Annotated in this window: 16 protein-coding genes and 1 pseudogene; 5 read left to right on the top strand and 12 right to left on the bottom strand. The window is 73.7% G+C overall.

The genetic code is table 11. The annotated features are described in order from the left end of the window. Nucleotides 1-883: 883 nt before the first annotated feature. Nucleotides 884-1,849 (bottom strand): 2-hydroxyacid dehydrogenase, encoded by a 966-nt coding sequence (locus ACIO92_RS15490; RefSeq protein ID WP_402281840.1) that lies wholly within the window; start codon nucleotides 1,847-1,849, stop codon nucleotides 884-886. A 75-nt stretch (nucleotides 1,850-1,924) separates the two neighbouring features. Between ACIO92_RS15490 and ACIO92_RS15495 the strand changes: the two genes are divergently transcribed. The 3 genes from ACIO92_RS15495 (at nucleotide 1,925) to ACIO92_RS15505 (ending at nucleotide 4,847) form a co-directional block, all read left to right on the top strand. Further along, the gene (locus ACIO92_RS15495; RefSeq protein ID WP_366442155.1) at nucleotides 1,925-2,938 is read left to right on the top strand and encodes an aldo/keto reductase; all 1,014 of its coding nucleotides are present in this window, start codon (nucleotides 1,925-1,927) and stop codon (nucleotides 2,936-2,938) included. A 434-nt stretch (nucleotides 2,939-3,372) separates the two neighbouring features. Further along, nucleotides 3,373-4,512 (top strand): PQQ-dependent sugar dehydrogenase, encoded by a 1,140-nt coding sequence (locus tag ACIO92_RS15500; RefSeq protein WP_401237070.1) that lies wholly within the window; start codon nucleotides 3,373-3,375, stop codon nucleotides 4,510-4,512. Nucleotides 4,513-4,538: 26 nt separating this feature from the next. Further along, entirely contained in the window at nucleotides 4,539-4,847 is a 309-nt protein-coding gene (locus ACIO92_RS15505; RefSeq protein ID WP_402281837.1) for a DUF6191 domain-containing protein, read from the top strand. Here ACIO92_RS15505 and ACIO92_RS15510 read toward each other — a convergent pair. The 3 genes and pseudogenes from ACIO92_RS15510 to ACIO92_RS15520 all read right to left on the bottom strand — a co-directional run. After that, nucleotides 4,731-7,784 (bottom strand): BREX system ATP-binding domain-containing protein, encoded by a 3,054-nt coding sequence (locus tag ACIO92_RS15510; protein ID WP_402281835.1) that lies wholly within the window; start codon nucleotides 7,782-7,784, stop codon nucleotides 4,731-4,733. The two genes, ACIO92_RS15505 and ACIO92_RS15510, sit on opposite strands and share 117 nt — an antisense overlap. A 7-nt stretch (nucleotides 7,785-7,791) precedes the next feature. Then, nucleotides 7,792-7,971: a hypothetical protein gene (locus ACIO92_RS15515; RefSeq protein ID WP_366442158.1), complete on the bottom strand. Its 180-nt coding sequence runs from the start codon at nucleotides 7,969-7,971 to the stop codon at nucleotides 7,792-7,794. A gap of 283 nt (nucleotides 7,972-8,254) precedes the next feature. After that, a pseudogene (locus tag ACIO92_RS15520) lies at nucleotides 8,255-8,589 on the bottom strand (IS5/IS1182 family transposase); the annotation flags it as partial. Between ACIO92_RS15520 and ACIO92_RS15525 the strand changes: the two are divergent. Continuing rightward, nucleotides 8,515-8,916, top strand: coding sequence for an SUMF1/EgtB/PvdO family nonheme iron enzyme (locus ACIO92_RS15525; protein ID WP_402281833.1), 402 nt, complete (start codon nucleotides 8,515-8,517; stop codon nucleotides 8,914-8,916). The pseudogene ACIO92_RS15520 and the gene ACIO92_RS15525 sit on opposite strands and share 75 nt — an antisense overlap. Nucleotides 8,917-8,985: 69 nt before the next feature. Here the strand turns inward: ACIO92_RS15525 and ACIO92_RS15530 are convergent, their stop codons facing one another. After that, nucleotides 8,986-9,201, bottom strand: coding sequence for a hypothetical protein (locus tag ACIO92_RS15530; protein WP_401237067.1), 216 nt, complete (start codon nucleotides 9,199-9,201; stop codon nucleotides 8,986-8,988). Between the two features lie 213 nt (nucleotides 9,202-9,414). Here ACIO92_RS15530 and ACIO92_RS15535 point away from each other — a divergent pair, with 213 nt between their 5' ends. Further along, on the top strand, nucleotides 9,415-9,603 hold the full coding sequence (locus tag ACIO92_RS15535) for a hypothetical protein (protein WP_366442161.1): 189 nt from the start codon (nucleotides 9,415-9,417) through the stop codon (nucleotides 9,601-9,603). A gap of 302 nt (nucleotides 9,604-9,905) precedes the next feature. On the opposite strand, the gene ACIO92_RS15540 is transcribed toward ACIO92_RS15535, so the two are convergent. The 7 genes from ACIO92_RS15540 to ACIO92_RS15570 form a co-directional block, all read right to left on the bottom strand. Next, nucleotides 9,906-10,517 carry a hypothetical protein gene (locus ACIO92_RS15540; RefSeq protein WP_402281830.1) on the bottom strand — a complete coding sequence of 204 codons (612 nt, stop codon included), beginning with the start codon at nucleotides 10,515-10,517 and terminating at the stop codon, nucleotides 9,906-9,908. A gap of 116 nt (nucleotides 10,518-10,633) precedes the next feature. Further along, nucleotides 10,634-10,867: a hypothetical protein gene (locus tag ACIO92_RS15545; protein ID WP_366442163.1), complete on the bottom strand. Its 234-nt coding sequence runs from the start codon at nucleotides 10,865-10,867 to the stop codon at nucleotides 10,634-10,636. Continuing rightward, a complete protein-coding gene (locus ACIO92_RS15550; protein ID WP_402281828.1) occupies nucleotides 10,845-13,157 on the bottom strand; it encodes an MMPL family transporter in 2,313 nt (770 codons plus the stop codon). Before ACIO92_RS15550 ends, ACIO92_RS15545 begins: the two co-directional genes overlap by 23 nt. A 257-nt stretch (nucleotides 13,158-13,414) precedes the next feature. Beyond that, entirely contained in the window at nucleotides 13,415-15,505 is a 2,091-nt protein-coding gene (locus tag ACIO92_RS15555; protein WP_402281826.1) for a phosphocholine-specific phospholipase C, read from the bottom strand. A gap of 204 nt (nucleotides 15,506-15,709) precedes the next feature. Beyond that, nucleotides 15,710-16,306: an SMI1/KNR4 family protein gene (locus ACIO92_RS15560; protein WP_366442166.1), complete on the bottom strand. Its 597-nt coding sequence runs from the start codon at nucleotides 16,304-16,306 to the stop codon at nucleotides 15,710-15,712. 278 nt (nucleotides 16,307-16,584) lie between these two features. After that, the gene (locus tag ACIO92_RS15565) at nucleotides 16,585-17,220 is read right to left on the bottom strand and encodes a hypothetical protein (RefSeq protein ID WP_366442167.1); all 636 of its coding nucleotides are present in this window, start codon (nucleotides 17,218-17,220) and stop codon (nucleotides 16,585-16,587) included. After that, nucleotides 17,217-18,512, bottom strand: coding sequence for an AAA family ATPase (locus ACIO92_RS15570; protein WP_366442168.1), 1,296 nt, complete (start codon nucleotides 18,510-18,512; stop codon nucleotides 17,217-17,219). The genes ACIO92_RS15565 and ACIO92_RS15570 overlap by 4 nt, the downstream gene beginning before the upstream one ends. Between the last annotated feature and the right edge of the window lie 28 nt (nucleotides 18,513-18,540).

Consider the following 18,540-nt stretch of genomic DNA (forward strand, 5'->3'; position numbering starts at 1 on the left):
GGGCCGCAGACGGCGTGACCGTCGCAGTCGTGGGGCCCGACCGGGTCCCGTACGAGCGGATCGCCCGCCGGGACGGGGGCTCCGCACACCGCGCAGCCGGTGCCGTCGCCGTGGCCCGTCCGGGTCGCGCCGCTGTCCGGGACGTCATGGTCCGGGACGCCATGGTCCCGGATGCCGCAGTTCGGGACGTCACGGCCTGAAACATCGCAGTTCTGGACGTCGCTGTCCGGGACGTCGCGGTCCGGGACGTCGCGGTCCGGGACGTCGCGGTCCGGGACGTCGCGGTCCGGGACGTCCCGGTCCGGGACGTCTTCGCCGCCGGTGCGACCGACGTGGTCCTCACCGCCGCCGCGGCCCGTGCGCGCGTCGTCGTCGCCGCTGCCCGCGCGGCCCTCGCCGCCGTCCGGGGCGGCCCGGACCGGGACACCCGCGCCGCCCTCGCGGCCGGTGCCGTCGCCGCGGCCCGCACGGCCGGAGTCGGCCTCGCGGCCCGCGCTCCCGGCGGCGTCGCCCCGGCGGGTGCCTTCGCTCTCCGTCGCTCCGGCGGGGCCGGAGGCGGTGCGGGACGCGCGGTGGGGCGCGGCCTGGTCCGGCACGGTGGGTACGAGGCGGTCGGTGAGGCGCGGAGGGACCTCCGACGGCGGCGTCGCCGCGTCGGATCGTCGCTCCTCCGGCCGTGCCTCACCCTTCGCCCCCCTCGGAATCTGATGTCCCGTCACGTCACTCCCCAGCGTCAGCCCGTACTCGACGCAGTCCCCCGATCCGGGACGATACACCAGGACCGTCACTCAGGGACAGGGCTCCTCTACGCTGCGTGACTGACGTGGGCTGTTGCACGGTGTGTGTCGGACGTACGGATCACCCGGACGGCCCCGCCCCCGGCTCAGTCGGTGGTGAGCAGCACGTTCAGCGGCTCCTCGCCCGCCGCGAACCGCCGCAGCTGCCCGGCGATCAGCCGCTTGGCCCTCGGCATGAAGGCGGAGGTGGAACCGCCCACATGGGGACTGATCAGAACGCCCGGGGCGTGCCACAGGGGGTGTCCGGCCGGGAGCGGTTCCGGGTCGGTGACGTCGAGCGCGGCCGTGATCCGCCCGCTCTCCACCTCCTTGAGGAGGGCCGCCGTGTCGACGACCGGGCCCCTGGCCACGTTCACGAGGAGCGCGCCGTCCTTCATCCGCGCCAGGAAGCCCGCGTCGGCGAGATGCCTGGTCGCGGGGGTGAGCGGGGTGGAGAGGATCACGACGTCCGCCTCGGGGAGCAGCGCGGGCAGTTCGGCCAGGGCGTGGACCGGCCCGCGCACGGTGGTGCGCGCGGAGCGTGCGACGCGTGCGACCCGCGCGCACTCGAAGGGCGCGAGCCGGTCCTCGATGGCGGCGCCGATCGATCCGTATCCCACGATCAGGACGGACTTGTCGGCGAGGGCGGGGTAGAAGCCCGCCCGCCACTCCTCGGCGTCCTGGCCGCGCACGAAGCCGGGGATGCCGCGCAGCGAGGCCAGGACCAGGGCGAGGGCGAGTTCGGCGGTGCTGGCCTCGTGGACGCCCTTGGCGTTGCAGAGGGCGACGCCCGGCGGCAGCGAGCCGATGCCGGGGGTGACGTGGTCGATGCCCGCCGAGAGGGTCTGCACCACCCGTAGCGAGGTCATCGCGGCCAGCGGCCGTATGGCGATCTCGGAGCCCTTCATGTACGGAACGACGTAGAAGACGCAGCGCGCGGGATCGGCCGGGAACTCCGGTCCGCCGTCCCAGAAAAGGTAGTTGAGGCCCGACGCGCCCGGCTCGGGGAGTCCCTCTGTCTCGGCCGCCGGAACGGGAAGCCACACGTCAGCGGTCGTGTCTTCGAATCTCATGAGCGGGAGGCTATGCGAAGAATCCCTGACGGCATTGGTTACTTTGGGGGACGGCACAGGGAGGGGTACCGGCAGGTGGAGCGCAGGACTATCGGGGCGACGGCGCTCGACGTGGGTGCGGTCGGCCTGGGGTGTATGCCGATGAGCTGGGCGTACGACCGTTCGCAGCAGCGGGGGGACCGCTCGATGCGGACCGTGCACGCGGCCCTGGACGCCGGGGTGAGTCTGCTCGACACCGCCGACATGTACGGACCGTTCACCAACGAGCTGCTGGTGGGGCGGGTGTTGAGGGAGCGCAGGGCGGAGGCCTTCGTCTCGACGAAGTGCGGTCTGCTCGTCGGCGACCAGCACGTCGTCGCCAACGGGCGGCCCGGATACGTGCGCCGGGCCTGTGACGCCTCGCTGCGGCGGCTCCAGACCGATGTCATCGACCTCTACCAGCTTCACAGGGCGGACCCCGAGGTGCCGGTCGAGGAGACCTGGGGTGCCATGGCGGAGCTGGTGACCGCCGGGAAGGTGCGGGCGCTGGGGCTGTGCGCGGTCGGCGCCCGCTGGACCCGCCGGGGCACCACGGGCGCGGGGCGGGACGGCTATGAGGGAACGATCCGCCAGTTGGAGCGCGTCCAGCAGGTGTTCCCGGTGGCGGCGGTGGAGGCGGAGCTGTCCGTGTGGTCGCGGGAGGCGCTGGCGCGGCTGCTGCCGTGGTGCGCGGCCCGGGGCGTCGGTTTCCTGGCGGCGATGCCGCTGGGGAGCGGCTATCTGACCGGGACGCTGACCACCGGCGGGGGCTTCGAACCCGACGATCCCCGGGCGCGGCACCCCCGGTTCACCGCCGAGATGATGGCGGCGAACCAGCCGATCGTGGTGGGGCTGCGGCGGGTGGCCGCCCGGCACGGCGCGGAGGTCACCCCGGCGCAGGTGGCGCTCGCGTGGGTGCTGAGCCGGGGGCGGCACGTGGTGCCGGTGCCGGGGGCGAAGCGGGAGCGGTGGGCGGTGGAGAACGCGGGGGCGGCGCGGCTGCGGCTGACCCCGGAGGACCTGGCGGAGATCGCGACGCTCCCTGCGCCCCGGGGTTCCTGGGACTGCTGAGGTCCCCGGCCGCCTCCGGGGCCGGTCCGGCCACGGGGGGACTCGTACCGGACCGGGCACGGGGGTCGATGCCGATGCGGCCACGGGCGTCGGCCCGCCGCTGAGGTCGGCGTCAGCCCGCACCCGCGCCATCGGCCCCGCCTGCGTCATCGGCCCCGCCATCGGCGGCGGCCGGAGGGCCACTGTCCGGCCGCAGAGGGCGGCGGCGGCCACCGGCGGCCCACAAGCGTCGGCCCGGGACGGAGGGCGGCGACGGTCCGGCCACCGGTGTCCGCCGGGTGTCCGGCCGGCCACCGGCGTCGGCGTCCGCCCGGTCGGCGTGGGGGCGTGGCCCTCGCCGTGCGAAGTCCCGGGCCCGGGCGGGAACTCTGGCGGGCCGTGGGAGGTATCTAGAGGCGAGGGACACCGCCCGACCCGTCGAAGGGGACCCCGCCGTGAGTCGTCCTGCTGTGCTGAAGGCCCTGTGGGGCGCTGCCGTGCTCGCCCTGCTCGCGGGCTGTTCCCCGGGTTCCTCCGGGGATCCGGCCCCGCCGTCCGCCGCCGCCTCCCCGTCAGGATCCGTCTCCCCGTCCGGGTCCGTCTCCCCTCCGTCGGCGGCGGGGAGCGGCCGGGTGACGGTGGCGGGCACGCTCACCGGGGACCTGAAGTCGCCCTGGGGCCTCGCCCGCCTGCCCGACGGTGATCTGCTGGTCTCCTCGCGCGACGAGCGGACGGTCACCCGGGTCGACGGGCGGACCGGGGCCAGGACCCCGCTCGGCGAGGTGCCGGGGGTGGTGCCCGGCGGTGAGGGCGGGCTCCTCGGTCTCGCCGTGAAGGACGCCTGGGTGTACGCGTACTTCACGGCGGAGTCCGACAACCGGATCGTCCGGATGCGGTACGGGGGCGGGGCGGGCGATCGGCTCGGGGCGCCGGAGCCGGTGCTCACCGGCATCCCCAAGGGGGTGACGCACGACGGCGGACGGATCGCGTTCGGGCCGGACGGGATGCTGTACGCGGGGACGGGCGAGACCGGCCGGACGGGGCTGTCCCAGGACCGGGCGTCGCTCGGCGGGAAGATCCTGCGGGTCACCCCGGAGGGCCGTCCCGCACCGGGCAATCCCTTCGCCGGGTCGGCGGTCTACTCGTACGGGCACCGCAATGTGCAGGGGCTGGCCTGGGACGCGGACGGGCGCCTGTGGGCTTCCGAGTTCGGGCAGAACACCTGGGACGAGCTGAACCTGGTGGAGCCGGGGAAGAACTACGGCTGGCCGGTGGTCGAGGGACGGGCGGGACGGAAGGGCTTCGTGGACCCGGTGGCCCAGTGGCCGACCTCGGAGGCGTCGCCGAGCGGCATCGCGTACGCCCGGGGCGCGATCTGGATGGCGGGCCTCAGGGGCGAGCGGCTGTGGCGCGTCCCGGTCTCCGGCGCGGAACTCTCCGGGGAGCCCCGGGCGTTCCTCACCGGGGAGTACGGCCGGCTGCGCACGGTCCTCGCGACGGGCGACGGGCGGCTCCTGCTGATGACGAACCAGACCGACGGCCGGGGCACCCCGAAGTCCGGGGACGACCGGCTGATCCGGCTCGACGTGGGCTGAGGGAGGCGGTGACCGTGTTCGGCCCGATGGCGGAGCTGTTCGCACCCGGACGCAGGCACACCACGGAGGAGCTGCGCAGACAGGCGCTGACCCGGGAGGACCCGGGGGACGCCGACCCGTCGCGCGGCCCGATAGACCTTGGGTCGGGCCGGGTCACGATACGGCTGCCGGGCGGGCCGGAAAGTCCGGCCGAGGGGCCTGCCGGGGAGGTGGAGGCGTCAGAGGGACCCGTCGAGGAGGTGGAGACGGTGGGCGAGGGCGGCGGCCTCACCGCGTCCGGCGACACCGAACTTGGCGAGGATGTTGGAGACGTGGACGCTGGCCGTCTTCGGTGAGATGAACAGTTCCCCGGCGATCTGCCGGTTGGTGCGGCCCGCCGCGACCAGTCGCAGCACGTCCTGTTCGCGGGGGGTGAGGCCGAAGGCGTCACCGTCGGGCTCGGCGGTGACGGGTGCCTTCTCCTCGGTGAGGGAGAGCCGGGCGCGGGCGGCGAGGAGCTCCACCTCCTCGCGGAGCGGGCGGGCGCCGAGGGCGCGGGCGGTGGCGTGGGCCTCGCGGAGCAGGGCGGCGGCCTCCTCGCGCCGACCGCCCTCGACGAGCAGGGCGTCGGCGAGGCGGTGGCGGACGCGGGCCAGGTCGGCGGGCCGGTCGAGGGCTTCGTAGGCGGCGACGGTCTCGGCCAGGCGGGCGGCGGACGCACGTCCTTCGGCGCGGTCCAGTTCCCCGGAGACCTCCAGGGCGTGGGCGGCCCAGACGGGGGCGGGGGCGGCGAGCGCGCGGACGCAGCGGCGGACGGCGGCGAGCGCTTCGGGGCGGCCCCCGTCGGCGGCGGGCAGTCCCCTGCTGTCGGCCTCGGCGGTGACGGCGGAGAGGACGAGGGGCCAGCCGTAGCGGTGGGTGCCGGGCGGGAATCCGGCCCGCTCGGCGGCGGCGAGCAGGGTACGGACGTCCGCGACGCGGCCCTCGGCGGCGGCGAGCGCGATGTCCGTCTGGGCCATCGGCAGGGTGTACTGCGGGATGGGGTCGCGGCTGCCGTAGACGACCCGGGCTTCGGTGAGGTGGCCCCGGGCGGCGTCGAGTTCGCCCCGGGCGGCGGCGAGGTGGGCCAGCCGGAGGGAGGCGGAGCCGCGCGGTTTGGTGCTGGTGGCGGAGCGCAGCAGCCGCTCGGCCGCGTCCCTGGCCTCGTCCCAGCGGCCGAGGGAGTAGAGGGATTCGGCCCGGTTGGCCTCGATCCAGCCGACGCTGTCGACGAGTCCGTACGCGCGGGCCAGGCGGATGCCCCGGTCGGAGATCTCGACGGCGTCCCGGGAGCGGCCGAGGGACTCCAGGGAGGAGGAGAGGTTGATGTGGGCGCGGGCGGTCTCGTTGAACTGGCCGATGGATTCGGTGCGTTCGCGGACCTCGTGCAGTTCGGCGAGTCCGGCCTCGACGTCGCCCGCGGAGACCTTGAGGGTGCCGAGGGTGAGCCGGGCGTTGAGTTCGATGGACTCGGCCTTGACGTGGCGGGCGTACTCGACGGCCCGTTCGGCGGCGGCGAGGGCCTCGGGTCCCGGGTCCCGGAGCATTCCCCAGCCCGCGGCGCCGACGAGGACGACGGCGTGGACGGCGGAGGGCGGCAGGCCCTTGACGAGTTCCTGGGCGCGGGCGATCTCCTCCCAGCCGTCGCCCCGGCCGAGGTTGGACTGGAGGCGGGCCTTCTCGGTCCAGAACCAGGCGGCGCGCAGGGGGTCCTTCTGGTCGGCGTCGTCCAGGAGCCGCAGGGCCCTCCTGCCGATCTTCAGGGCGCGTTCGCGGTCGCCGCTGAGCCGGGCGGCGACGGCGGCCTCGGCCAGCAGGTCGAGATGGCCGAGCGCGGTGGTCTCGGGGTCGCAGCCACAGGGCGGGTAGGCCTCGGCGTAGTCCATGGGCCGCAGGGAGCGGCGGGTCTCCTCGGGGGCCTCCTCCCAGAGTTCCATGGCGCGTTCGAGGAGGCGGAGCTGTTCGGCGTAGGCGTGGCGCTTGCGGGTCTCGACGGAGGCGCGGAGGACGGCGGGGAGCGCCTTGGCCGTGTCGTGGGCGTGGTACCAGTACGTGGCGAGGCGGGGGGCGCGTTCGTCGGGGCGGACCAGCGAGGGGTCGGCCTCCAGGGCTTCGGCGTAGCGCCGGTTGAGGCGGGAGCGTTCGCCGGGGAGCAGGTCGTCGCTGACGGCCTCGCGGACCAGGGAGTGGCGGAAGCGGTAGCCGTCGCCGTCGGGGACGGCGAGCAGCAGGTTGGCGCCGACGGCGGCCCTGAGCGCCTCGATGAGTTCGTCCTCGGTGAGCCGGGCGACGGCGGCGAGGAGTCCGTACTCGACGGTGGAGCCGCCCTCGGCGACGATCCTGGCGACCCGCTGGGCGTCCTCGGGGAGCGCCTCGACCCGGACGAGCAGGAGGTCGCGCAGGGAGTCGCTGAGCTGCCCGGCGGCGCAGCCCGCCTCGTGGGAGACGACGAGTTCCTCGACGAAGAAGGCGTTGCCGTCCGAGCGTTCGAAGACCTCTTCGACGAGGGCGGGGTCGGGTTCGGCGGCGAGGATGCCGGTGAGCTGGCGGTGGACCTCGGCGCGGGTGAAGCGGGCGAGTTCGATGCGGCGGATGGTGCGGAGCCGGTCGAGTTCGGCGAGGAGGGGGCGCAGCGGGTGGCGGCGGTGGATGTCGTCGGCGCGGTAGCTGGCGACGACCACGATCCGGCCCCCGCGCAGGGTCCGCAGCAGATAGGTGAGGAGGTGCCGGGTGGAGGCGTCGGCCCAGTGCAGGTCTTCCAGGACGAGTACGACGGTCCGGTCGGCGGCGAGCCGTTCCAGGAGCCGTACGGTCAGCTCGAAGAGACGGGCGGTGGAGTCCTCGTCGGAGGTGTCGTGGCTGCCGGGTTCGCCCAGTTCGGGCAGGAGACGGGCGAGTTCGCCCTGCTGTCCGTCGGCGGCCTCGGCGAGTTCGGCGGGCAGGCGGCGGTGGAGCGAACGGAGGGCGGTGGAGAAGGGGGCGAAGGGCAGTCCGTCGGCGCCGAGTTCGACGCAGCCGCCGACCGCGACGACCGCGCCGCGCTCGCGGGCCGTGTCGAGGAACTCCTCGATGAGCCGGGTCTTGCCGACGCCCGCCTCACCGCCCACGAGCAGGGCCTGGGGCTCTCCCGCGGTCGCGCGGGAGAGCGCCTCGGTGAGGGCGGTGAGTTCGCCGGCGCGGCCGACGAAGACGGGGCTGACTGACCTGGTCTCCACGGCGCCGAGCATCGCACAGGCGTCCCCGCCGTCGCTCATACGGGGGTCACGCGGCCCGGACGAAGCGGCCCCGGCCCCCGGTGCTCACCCGCCCCCCGGAGTTCCGGCGCCCGAGGCGGCGGGGGCTCCGGGCGTCCGTGCGGGCGGCCTCGTGAGCCAGTCGCTCGGACTCGGCCTCGCGGACGAGCCGGGCGTGGTCCATCAGGTGGATCTCGTACTCGAACATCTTCTGCTCCCCGGTGACTCGGTGTCGGTGTCGCTCTCTGGCGATGTCCCTACTGTCGTCGCCCAGGGGGTGCGGCCACATCGGGCGAGTGCCTCATCCTGGGGGCGCGGGGGGCCTTAGACGCCCTGACAGAAGCTGTTGATCATGCGACTGCCGGCCTGGTCGCTCGTCGGTGCGGGCGACGGCTTGCCGCATGGAACGAGGCCGGCGTCCGGGACCGGCTGGTCCCGCTCGACGAGCCGCGCTCGGCCAGGCAGCCCGACCGGTCGCGGGCGGTGATCGGCTCCAGCGACCACCCCTCGCACTTTGCCGGTCCGGAGTCGTGGGCCACGCCGCGTCGGGTGGGCATGGGTTTGATACCGCGCTTCCAGAGCGGGCGGCGGTACGCGTCGAAGTCGCGGCAACGGTCGGCGTACAGGCGTCGGGGCCCACGGCGAGGGCGTCCGCGCAGGCCCTCGACCGGCGGGACGGCGTACAGCAGGGGCGGGAGTCGCGTGACGTCGTGCCGGTTGCCGCCGGTGAGCGTGACGGCGATCGGGTTTCGTGACGGTCGTCGGAGCCGGGGCGGGCGCGGAGCCGGGGCGGGCGTGGACCCCGCCCTGCTCGTGCCCGGCTCCCTGGTGTTCCACCAGACTCCCGGCCCGGTCCCGCTGGACGACCACCGACGCTGGTGGGACTACGTCCCCGGGGCCGACTGGCGCCATCCCCGTCGGCCGCTACCCCGCCAACGGATACGGCCTGCGCGACATGGCCGGGAACGTCCGGGAGTGGACCGCCGACCACTACACCGCCCCGCCAGGGAGAGAGCGAGGACACCTCCACCTGCCACCTCGGCTTCCGTTGCGTCGAGCGGAGGGCCTGAAGCGGCCCGCCCGTGCGTACGGAGACGCATGGCTGACTGTCGGACCGGCCGCACCGTCCACCTGGCCCAGGACACGCGCCTGATCCCTCAGGATCCGCGTACCCGTCGCGTTCTTCCGGGTCCAGTGGTTCGACCGATCCGCCCCGACCGGGTCAGAACACCGAGATGTCGTAGTCGAGGGTCCAGGAGTTGTAGCTCGGGTGGACCGCGATCCTGATCTGGCTCTGGCTCTGGTTCTGGTGGACGGGGGACGGTGCGGCGGCGGCAGCGGTGGCGGTCAGGCCGGTGAGGACGACGGCGGTGGCAGCGGCGGCGGACGTCAGGACCGCGGCGCGTCGGAGGGCCGGAACCGGAAGCAGACGAATCATCGGAACGAGGGGCTCCTCGGCAGCGGGGAAGCGGATTCCGCGCATCCTAGACAGACCGGGGCCGCGCCCGCAGGCATTCACCATCATCGGCCGTCCCGCGCCCGCCGCCGCCGATTCCCGGGCCGCACGGGTTCCCGGTCCCGCACGGGTTCCCGGTCCCGCACGGGTTCCCGGTCCCGCACATCACGGGTCGAGATCGATCCACTGTTCGGAATGTTCACACGTACGGGTGATTCCGCGACAGGGGCGGCCCTGTCGGCCCGGCGGGGCCGGGAGAGTGCGCCGGACCGATGTCTCCGCAACGCAAAGAGCGAGGGGTGTTTCTCCATGAGCCAGTACGGAACCATCGATGACATCATCGAGATCGCGAAGGAGATCCTGCACCTGATCCTCGGCGGTTAGACCCGCTGGTCCCCGCGGCACCGGGCGCCATCGTGGATGTCGGCGGGTGTTCCGGCGCACAGGGCCCGCCCCGCAGGTGGAGGCGTCGGTGTGGTCGTTCCCGACAGCGCACAGGGCGCCGTGCCGCCCGGTCGCGGTGTCCTCCACCGTCATGCCGAGCCAGGGTGGCGCTCATGGCGCCGTCGACGCCGACACCCGTCTCGTCGTGGTGGTCTGCCGACGCACACGACGTCCTCCGGGGAGGGACCTCAGGAACCGGGGGCTCGGGAACCGGACCGGGATCCGGTGCTCGGCCCCCGTGCTCAGGACCCCGCCGTCGGGAGGTCGAAGAACAGGTCGAAGTAGATGCCGGCCGAGATGATCACCCCGATCGCGCCGAGCACGGCACCCGCGACGGCGACCGCGCGGACCCAGGCGGGACGGGCGGGGAGGATCAGCACGAGGACGGCGACGAACAGGGCGACGAAGGCGAAGACACCGTTCACCAGGGCGGTGCTGTGCCAGGCGTCCCCGTAGATCTCGGAGATCTGCTGGGCCGGGGTACCGGACCCGGATGTGCTGATCTGGCCGACGAGCGTCTCGCGTTCGGCAACGATCCTGGCGCCCCAGCCGCCGGTGAGGGCGACGACTCCGAGGGCGGCGGAGACCACGGCGGCGGCGGCACCGGCGATGCCGGAGGAGGCGGGGGCGGGGGTGTCCTCGCCCTCCTCCGAGTCCTCGTCCAGGTCCTCGCCCAGGCCCTCGGCCCCACCGTCGGCGTCGCTGTCGCTGTCGGCCGCGGGCCCGGTGCCCGCGCCCGCGTCGCCCTTGCCCGTACCGCCGTCGGCCGCGTCGGCCCCGGGGGTGGTCGTCCCGGCCTCGTCCACGGCCTCGGGGGCGTCGGGGGCCTTCTCGATGGTCGTCTTGGTGTCCATGCGGCGCACGCTAGGCGGCGTACATGAGAAGACCCTTAAGAGGAGCCTCCCCGAGGCCGGGGCCGGGCCGGGGACTCAGGCCCGGGACTCCTCCGCCGCGCGCCGCTCCGGGGCGATCACCGCCCGGACCTCGATGCCCGTACGAGTGCCCCGGTACGGGTCCGGCGCGGATGGCTCCGGCGCGGGGTGCCCTCCCTGGTCAGGCCGAGGTCCGTGACGACGGCCGTCGGCCCGGTGCGCCGCCCCACGAGGCCAGGGCCCCGGTCGTCCATGCGGGCCGGGAACTCCCCGGCCCGCCAGGGCTCCAGCGACCCCGGCCCGTCACCGTCACCGAGCGATGTCGTGAACATCGCCCTTCTCCTCCTCCACGGCCGGAACCGACGCCGGAGCGGACGCCGGAGCGGACGCCGGAACCGTCACGCGCGGAACCGTCTCGCGCGGGACCGTCTCGCGCGGTGCCGGGACCTTCGCGCGGTTGTCCGCCGCCTCGCGGCACTCCGGCGGTTCGATGCTGATCCGGGGCAGCAGCCGGTCCAGACGGCGGGGCAGCCACCAGTTCGCCCCGCCGAGCAGGTGCATCAGCGCGGGGACGAGGAGGGTCCGCAGCACGAAGGCGTCGAGGGCGACGGCCGCCGCCAGCGCGATGCCGAACATCGCGATGACCCGGTCGCCGGAGAGCACGAAGGCGAGGAAGACCGAGATCATGATCACGGCCGCGGAGTTGATCACCCGGCCGGTCTCGGCGAGGCCCACCCGGACCGCCCGCCGGTTGTCACCGGTCTCCAGCCACTCCTCGTACATCCGGCTGACCAGGAAGACCTGGTAGTCCATGGAGAGCCCGAAGAGCACCGAGACCATGATCACCGGCAGGAAGGGTTCGATCGGTCCGGCGCTGCCCAGGCCGAGGAGTTCGCTCCCCCAGCCCCACTGGAAGATCGCCACGACGATCCCGAAGGCGGCGGCGACGGCCGCGATGTTCATGGCGGCGGCCTTGAGCGGGATGCCGATCGAGCGGAAGGCGAGCAGGAGCAGCAGACAGCCCAGCGCGATGACGACGCCGACGAAGAGCGGCAGCTTGCCGACGATGATCTCGGCGAAGTCGTCGTACGAGGCGGTGACCCCGCCGACGTTCACCTCCAGGGAGGTGCCCGCCTCCGTCTTCGGCAGGACGTCGGCCCGGAGCCGGTCGACCAGTTCGCTGGTCTGCCGGGACTGCGGCGAGGAGTCCGGTACGACGGTGAGGACGGCGGTGTCACCGGAGCCGTTGTAGGTGACCGGGGAGACCGACGCGACCCCCCGGGTGTCGGCGAGCACGGCGGGCAGCCGGTCCAGGGCGAGCCGGTCGTCGGCGCCGTCGAGCCCGGCGACCAGGGTGAGCGGGCCGTTGACGCCCGGCCCGAAGCCCTCGGCGAGCAGGTCGTACGCCTTCCGCGTGGTCGCGGTGGCCGGATTGTTCCCCTGGTCGGAGGTGCCGAGGTGGAGCGAGAGGGTGGGCAGCGCGAGGACGGCCATCACGACGGCGGCCACGGCCCCCAGGAGCTTGGGGTGGCGCTCGACGAAGGCGGACCAGCGGGCGGCGAAGCCGGTGGGCGCCTCGGGCCGGGGCCCGTGCTCGGCGAGGTCGCGCCGCTCGCGCCGGGACAGCGCCCGCATCCCGATGAACGACAGCAGCGCCGGGAGGAAGGTGACGGAGGCGGCGACCGTGAGGACGACGGTGAGGGAGGCGGCGACGGCCACGCCGTTGAGGAAGCCGAGCCGCAGGATCAGCATCCCGAGCAGCGCGATGCAGACGGTCGCCCCGGCGAAGACCACGGCGCGGCCGGTGGTGGCGACGGCGGTCTCGGCCGCCTCCGCGACGGAGAGCCCGCGTTTCAGGCCTCTGCGGTGCCGGGTCACGATGAACAGGGCGTAGTCGATGCCGACGCCGAGGCCGACGAGCATACCCAGCATCGGCGCGAAGTCGGCGACGGTCATCAGGTGCCCGAGGAGCACGATCCCCGAGTAGGCGATGCCGACGCTGACGAGCGCGGTCGCGATGGGGAGCGCGGAGGCGGCGAGCGAGCCGAAGGCGAGGAAGAGGACGACGGCCGCGACGGCGACGCCGACGGCCTCGGCGATGTGCCCGCCGGGGGCCTCGGTGAGGGCGACCGCGGTGCCGCCGAGTTCGACGGAGAGTCCGGCGGGTTCGTCGGCCGCCGCCTTCGCCGTGTCGACGAGGGCGCGTGCCCGGGCCTCGGGGATGTCGTCGGCCTGTTCGTGGAAGGTGACGACGGCGTAGGCGGTGTGCCCGTCCTCGCTGATCCGTCCCGGGGCGCCGTCGTACGGGGAGGTGACGGCGGCGACGCCGGGAAGTGCGGCGACCTCGTCGAGCATCGCGGTCATCCGCCGCTCCACGGCGTCGGCGCGGACGCTGCCCCGGTCGCTGTGCCAGACGACGGTGTCGCTGTCGCCGCCCAGGCCCTGGAAGCCCCGGTCGAGGAGGGCGGTGGCCCGGCCGGACTCGGTGCCCGGGACCTCGTAGTCGTTGGAGTACGCGCTCCCGGCCACGATCGCCGAGGTGCCGATCCCGCCGAGGGCGAGGAGCCACAGCAGGACGGCGACGAGGCGGTGCCGGATGCACCACCGTGCGATGGCTGCCACAGGACGTGCTCCCTGAGTGGTTCGTGGATCTTTCACGGGACAGCCCGAGAAGAACGCATGAGCTACGTGGGGCCACTGTGGCAGCCGAACGTGATCGTTTGTCCCTTTCGTGTCGATGCTCACAGGGGTGCCCCGGAGGCTCGGGACCGAGGTCCCGCCCCGCCCGCGGGGGTGCCCGGGGAGCCGGGGCCGAGGTCCCGGACCCGGGGGCGGACCGAGGTCCCGCCGCCCGGGGCACGAGGGCTCGCCGAGGGCGGTCAGCCGGAGACGCTGTCCCGCCCGTTCTCGATGTGGCCCATCAGCCTGCGGCGGAAGCCGCCGGGGGCGGTCACCTCCAGGTCGTACCAGCCGTGCGCGTCGGCGGCCGAGTGGACGAAGGTACGGGTCCGGCCCGGCTTCACGGTGACCGTACGGGTCCAGTCGGCCAGGTCGTCCTCGTCCACGTACCCCAGCGGCCTGACCCGGAAGGTGACGGCGGACCGGCCGGTGTTCCGCACGGTGAGGTGCAGGTCGCGGTCGTGGTGGTCGATGCGGGAGGCCAGTTCGGCACCCCCGGCCGCCGGGCCCTCGAACTCGCGCCGGAAGCCGTTGGGGCCGGTGACCGTGAAGCGGTAGCGGTCACCGGGGACGGGGACGGTCCACTCCCCCGTGCCCCTGACGTCCCGGTGCTGCGGCAGGGCGAACTCGCCCGCGTACGGGTAGAGCGCGAAGTGCGCGCTGGCCCTGCCCCTGTTGCTGAGCGCCACCGAGACCGAGCCGGGCGCGACGCTCGCGGAGGCGTCCGGCTGGTACGGCAGCGGGCGGGCGCGCCGGACCCCGGGCTCCTGGACCGGCATCTTCTGCACGGCCGGGGGCTGCGGGCGCCAGCGGCCCGTGAAGGGCGGCACCGGGCCCGGCGGGTCCACGTCGGGCTGTCTGCGGGCCCGCCTGAAGTCGAAGGCGGAGGTGAGGTCGCCGGTGACGGTCCGGCGCCAGGGGGTGATGTTGGGCTCCCGGACGCCGGTCAGCTTCTCCAGGAAGCGGATCACGGAGGTGTGGTCGAAGGTCTCGGAGCAGACGTAGCCGCCGACCGACCAGGGGGAGACGACGAGCAGCGGGACCCGGATGCCGAGGCCCGTGGGCTGGCCCTTCCAGCGCTCCTCCGTGGTGTCCTCCGGCGGGACCGGCGGCGGCACGTGGTCGAAGAAGCCGTCGTTCTCGTCGTAGTTGATCAGGACGACGGTGTGGCGCCAGACGTCCGGGTGCGCGCCGAGGGCGTCGAGCACCTTGTAGACGAGGCTCGCGGAGGCGACCGGCGAGGAGGCGCCGGGGTGCTCGGAGTCGACCGCCGAGGGCACCAGGTAGGAGACCTCGGGGAGGGTGCCCGCAGCGACGTCGGCGCGGAAGGCGTCGGCGAGGGTGCCGCTCTCGACCCGGCGCAGCCCGCGCTCGAAGAGGGACCGCTCGGCCCGGGTGAGCCCGGCGACGCCCTTCTCCAGGAGGCCGAGGAGGCGGGTGCGCTCGGCGGTGTCGTCCGTGTCCCGGACGGCGGCGTAGAAGGACTCCATGAAGGTGTGCCCGCCGGTCCCGGCGAGCGCCTTGCGGGCGATCTTCTTGAAGGTGGTGAAGAACTCGATGTTGTTGTCGGTGAAGTTCTCCCACTCGGTGTACGTCTTCCAGCTCCGCCCGGCGGCTTCGAGGCGCTCGGCGTAGGTGGACCAGCCGTAGCCGGGGTGGGTGTCCTCGGCGTAGGCGGCGTTGGTGACGGCGCGGCCGCCGTCGGCCTCGAAGCCGGTCCAGCCGGACCAGAGGTGGTTGCGGTTGGGGCTCGTCGAGGTGTGGATCGACGAGTGGTAGGCGTCGCAGACCGTGAAGGTGTCGGCCAGCTCGTAGTGCAGGGGGATGTCCCGGCGGTCGTAGTACGCCATGGTGGCGGCGGTCTTGGCCGAGACCCAGCCGTCCATCCAGCCGCCGTGCCACGCCTTGCCGCCGCCGCCCCAGGAGTGGTCGAGGTCCCCGATGTACTGGAGGTCCTTGCGCTGTGCCTCGGCGGCGTCCCGGATCGGGAAGGGGAGCACGGTCCGGCCGGAGGCCGCGGGCTGCTCGAAGACCGGCTTGCCGGACGGAAGTTCGATGGCGTTGCGGTCACCGAAGCCGCGGACGCCCCTGAGGGTGCCGAAGTAGTGATCGAAGGAACGATTCTCCTGCATCAGGATCACCACGTGGCGGACCGCTGACAGACCCCCGGCCGGGGGCCCGGCGGCCATCGCGTTCTGCAACGACGGCGGCAGCAGCGAACCGGCCGCGGCGGCACCGAGGGCGCCGCCGCCCAGAGCGAAGAGCCTTCTGCGGGACATCTCGGATGACAAGACCGACCTCCAGTCGACGGCCAACGGTTCGCCTTCGAGCCATTGGTTGGTACGCCGGGGACGGTAGTGAGACGGGATGACGGGGAGAAGACCCGACGGGGGCCCGTGGGTGAACGTCCAAGACGACGTGACGGGAATCCAGGCGGTTTCCGGCCAGGTACGAGCCGGAGGCGGACCGCCGGGCACGGGCCGGGCACGTCTCCCCTACAGGCCCGCCACCGGCCCGTGGCGCGGGCCCGCTGGCCAGGGGTGCGCTGCTTCCCGCACCATGGCGGCGAAGTCGTGGCAAGGCTCGGGGTCTTCACCGCTGCCGGGCCACCACTCATACGCGGTCCACTCACCGTTTCCCCCGACGCTGTCGGCGTGCAGCAGCCAGTAGCAACCACTGCCGCCGTTGTCTTCGCCGATCAGCAGGCAGCGCTTGAGTATGGCGAGATGGTCCACGAAGTGGTCGACGTCCGACCATGCTTCGATGAGGTCGGCGCACAGGTCGGCGAACCAGCCGATGTCCCCGACCTGGAGCAGGTCGACGGACCCGATGTTCTCCCAGCCGTCGCTGACCCGGAGGAAGTTTCGGTACGAGGGAGGAAGCCTCACCCCGAGCCGCTCCTCGGCGGCCACGATCGCTTCCTCGCCGGCCGGTTCGGCACCGGCCCACCCGGCCTCCAGCCGCTCCTCACTGATGACCTGCCGATGCTCCTCGATGGCCTTACGGACCTCGTCCGATGTGATGTGCCTGGCGTTGTAGCCGTTGAGGAACGTGCGCCATTCCGCGACCGTCACGGGCGAAGGGGTCGTCATACCTGAACTCCGGTGATGTGTACGGTGGGTCTCGAACAGCCTCACACGACTCACCGACAATCGAGGCGTGTGCTGACCCGGCGGCGACCTGGCCTGCGAAACCGCCGCTCGGGACGCGGCGCGGCCTCGGCGGATCCTGCGACGGGTACGGCTCGGCTCGCGGCGATCCCCCCGAGGGCGCGGCCCGCAGGCAGACGCTTCACGGGTCGGCCAGGGAAGTCGCGAGGAGCCGGCTCTCCTGCTCGACACAGCTCCGACCACGACCCGCCGGACGGAACCTAGAGGAACTGAGCCCCTCTCAGCGCCCGCTCGGTGTCGTCGCACCACGCCTGGTACGAGGGGACCTGGGCGAGCACCGCCAGATCCGTCCGCCGTACGAGCAGTTCGGCGGAGTCGCGCAGCACCTCCGCTCCCCCGGGCCCGGTCAGCTTCTTCCAGACCTGTTTGGCGTCCAGCTTCGGCTTCGCGCCCTTGAGCGCCACCCTCCCCTCCACGGCGGACGGCTTCCCGTACGGATAGTCGGCGAGCGGCCCGACCACGGACTCCAGTGCCTTACGGTCCGCCAGCATCCACGACTCGGTCTCCAGCACCGGGACGAGCGGGACGGAGACCCCCGCGCGCGGGGCGAGCGCGCGGCGCGCGGCCAGCTCGGCGATCAGCTTGAGCCGGGCGTCGACCGCGTCGAGGTCACCGTGCACGAAGACGATGTCGCAGTCGCGGGCCAGCTCTTCGGCGGCGGCCAGCACCCGATCCGGCTTGTCGTTGGACCGCACGTCCGACACCTCGCAGCGCAGTACGTCGACCGTCCCCGCGCTGTGCTCCAGGAGCGTCGCTTCGAGCTGTCGCTCGACCAGGCTCCGCAGATAGGGGCCGTCGCTGCCCTCGACCAGCAGCCCCGGCAGCAGCGTCCTCATGCCCCGCCCCTGTTCAGCCTGCGCAGCAGCCGCTCCACCTGCTCCGGCGAGACCGTCTCACCGGGCTCCCGGTCCGGGTCGAAGGCCCGCAGCGGCCGGGCGACCGTGGTGCGGGAGACCGTGCCGTCCCCGGGATCGACCCGGTCCGCCTGCTCCAGGAAGACGAGGCTGCCGGAGAGGTCGTCGCGCAGTGCGGCAAGGAGGGCCGGGGAATGGGTGGTGGCGACGAACTGCCGGTACACGAGGGCGTCCGGGACGATCCCGGTCCCCCGGCGCAGTCTGCGGACGAGGTCGGCGACGTGGTCCGGGTTCATCCCGTTCTCCACCTCCTCCACGCACAGGGTTCCGGCCCACAGCGGGTCCCGCGCCGCGGCGAGCAGCGCGATCATCCGCAGGGTGCCGTCCGACAGCGACGGCGCCGAGAGCCATCCCGTATGGGTGAAGGCGACCTCGAAGTCGATCTCCTCCCGGCGCTCGTCGAAGACCGTCCGCACGTCCTCGACCCCCTCAACGAGCGCGGCGAGATCGGCGACGAACCGGCGCCACTCGGCGGGCTGCCCCTCGACGCGCTGGAGGACCTCCGCGAGATTGCGGCCGTCCGGGGTCAGACGTCCGGCGACGAAGGCCGGGGTGGGCTGCCGCAGCGCGGCCGGTTCGAGGACGAAGGGAGGCCAGGACGCGCACTCCCGGGCCGCCAGGATCCGCAGTTCCGTGTCGGACTGACGCAGCAGGACGTGCTGCGCGTCCTCCTGGAGGGCCGCCAGCTCCTCGGCGGAGAAGACCGCGCCCAGCGGCCCGTGGAACGGCACGTACTCCCCCGCGCCGTCCCTTTCGGCGGCCAGGAACTCCGCGCGCGACCGCCGAACGGCCTTCCGGTCCTCCTCGGTGAGGCCCACCCGGTCCATCCAGCCCTCGTCCTTCAGGGAGCTGACCCACACCCCGCTGCCGCGCGCCGTCGAGACCCGCCGCGAGGGGGCCCGGCCGACCCGCAGCCGGATGCGGATCGGCAGCGGCCCGAAGCGCGAGGCCACCAGGGCGCCCACCGTGATCGTCAGCTCCCCGACGACGGACCCGCCCGCGCTCCGGCGGAAGAACCGTGCCGGGGTCAGCCGGGGATCCGAGCGGACCGTCTCCTCGAAGCCCCGGTCCGCCGTCCCGGCGACGAGCCGGAGCGCGTCGAACAGATTCGACTTCCCCGCCCCGTTCGCCCCCAGCATGATCAGCGTCGGCGGCACGTCGAGGCTGAAACGGCGGAACGACTTGAACCCGTCGATCCGGATCTGGGTGATCATTCTGGGCGGTGCTCCTCTTGTCTCCGCA

This window comes from Streptomyces sp. NPDC087215 (assembly GCF_044744885.1).
Taxonomy (GTDB): Bacteria; Actinomycetota; Actinomycetes; order Streptomycetales; family Streptomycetaceae; genus Streptomyces.

Excerpts from the sequence above, each read along its gene's own strand:
- ACIO92_RS15565 (WP_366442167.1), bottom strand. The coding sequence starts at position 17,220 with ATGAGGACGCTGCTGCCGGGGCTGCTGGTCGAGGGCAGCGACGGCCCC.
- ACIO92_RS15530 (WP_401237067.1), bottom strand. The coding sequence starts at position 9,201 with ATGATTCGTCTGCTTCCGGTTCCGGCCCTCCGACGCGCCGCGGTCCTG.
- ACIO92_RS15535 (WP_366442161.1), top strand. The coding sequence starts at position 9,415 with ATGTTCACACGTACGGGTGATTCCGCGACAGGGGCGGCCCTGTCGGCC.
- ACIO92_RS15560 (WP_366442166.1), bottom strand. The coding sequence starts at position 16,306 with ATGACGACCCCTTCGCCCGTGACGGTCGCGGAATGGCGCACGTTCCTC.
- ACIO92_RS15570 (WP_366442168.1), bottom strand. The coding sequence starts at position 18,512 with ATGATCACCCAGATCCGGATCGACGGGTTCAAGTCGTTCCGCCGTTTC.
- ACIO92_RS15510 (WP_402281835.1), bottom strand. The coding sequence starts at position 7,784 with ATGAGCGACGGCGGGGACGCCTGTGCGATGCTCGGCGCCGTGGAGACC.
- ACIO92_RS15515 (WP_366442158.1), bottom strand. The coding sequence starts at position 7,971 with ATGTTCGAGTACGAGATCCACCTGATGGACCACGCCCGGCTCGTCCGC.
- ACIO92_RS15540 (WP_402281830.1), bottom strand. The coding sequence starts at position 10,517 with ATGGACACCAAGACGACCATCGAGAAGGCCCCCGACGCCCCCGAGGCC.
- ACIO92_RS15545 (WP_366442163.1), bottom strand. The coding sequence starts at position 10,867 with ATGTTCACGACATCGCTCGGTGACGGTGACGGGCCGGGGTCGCTGGAG.
- ACIO92_RS15490 (WP_402281840.1), bottom strand. The coding sequence starts at position 1,849 with ATGAGATTCGAAGACACGACCGCTGACGTGTGGCTTCCCGTTCCGGCG.
- ACIO92_RS15505 (WP_402281837.1), top strand. The coding sequence starts at position 4,539 with ATGGCGGAGCTGTTCGCACCCGGACGCAGGCACACCACGGAGGAGCTG.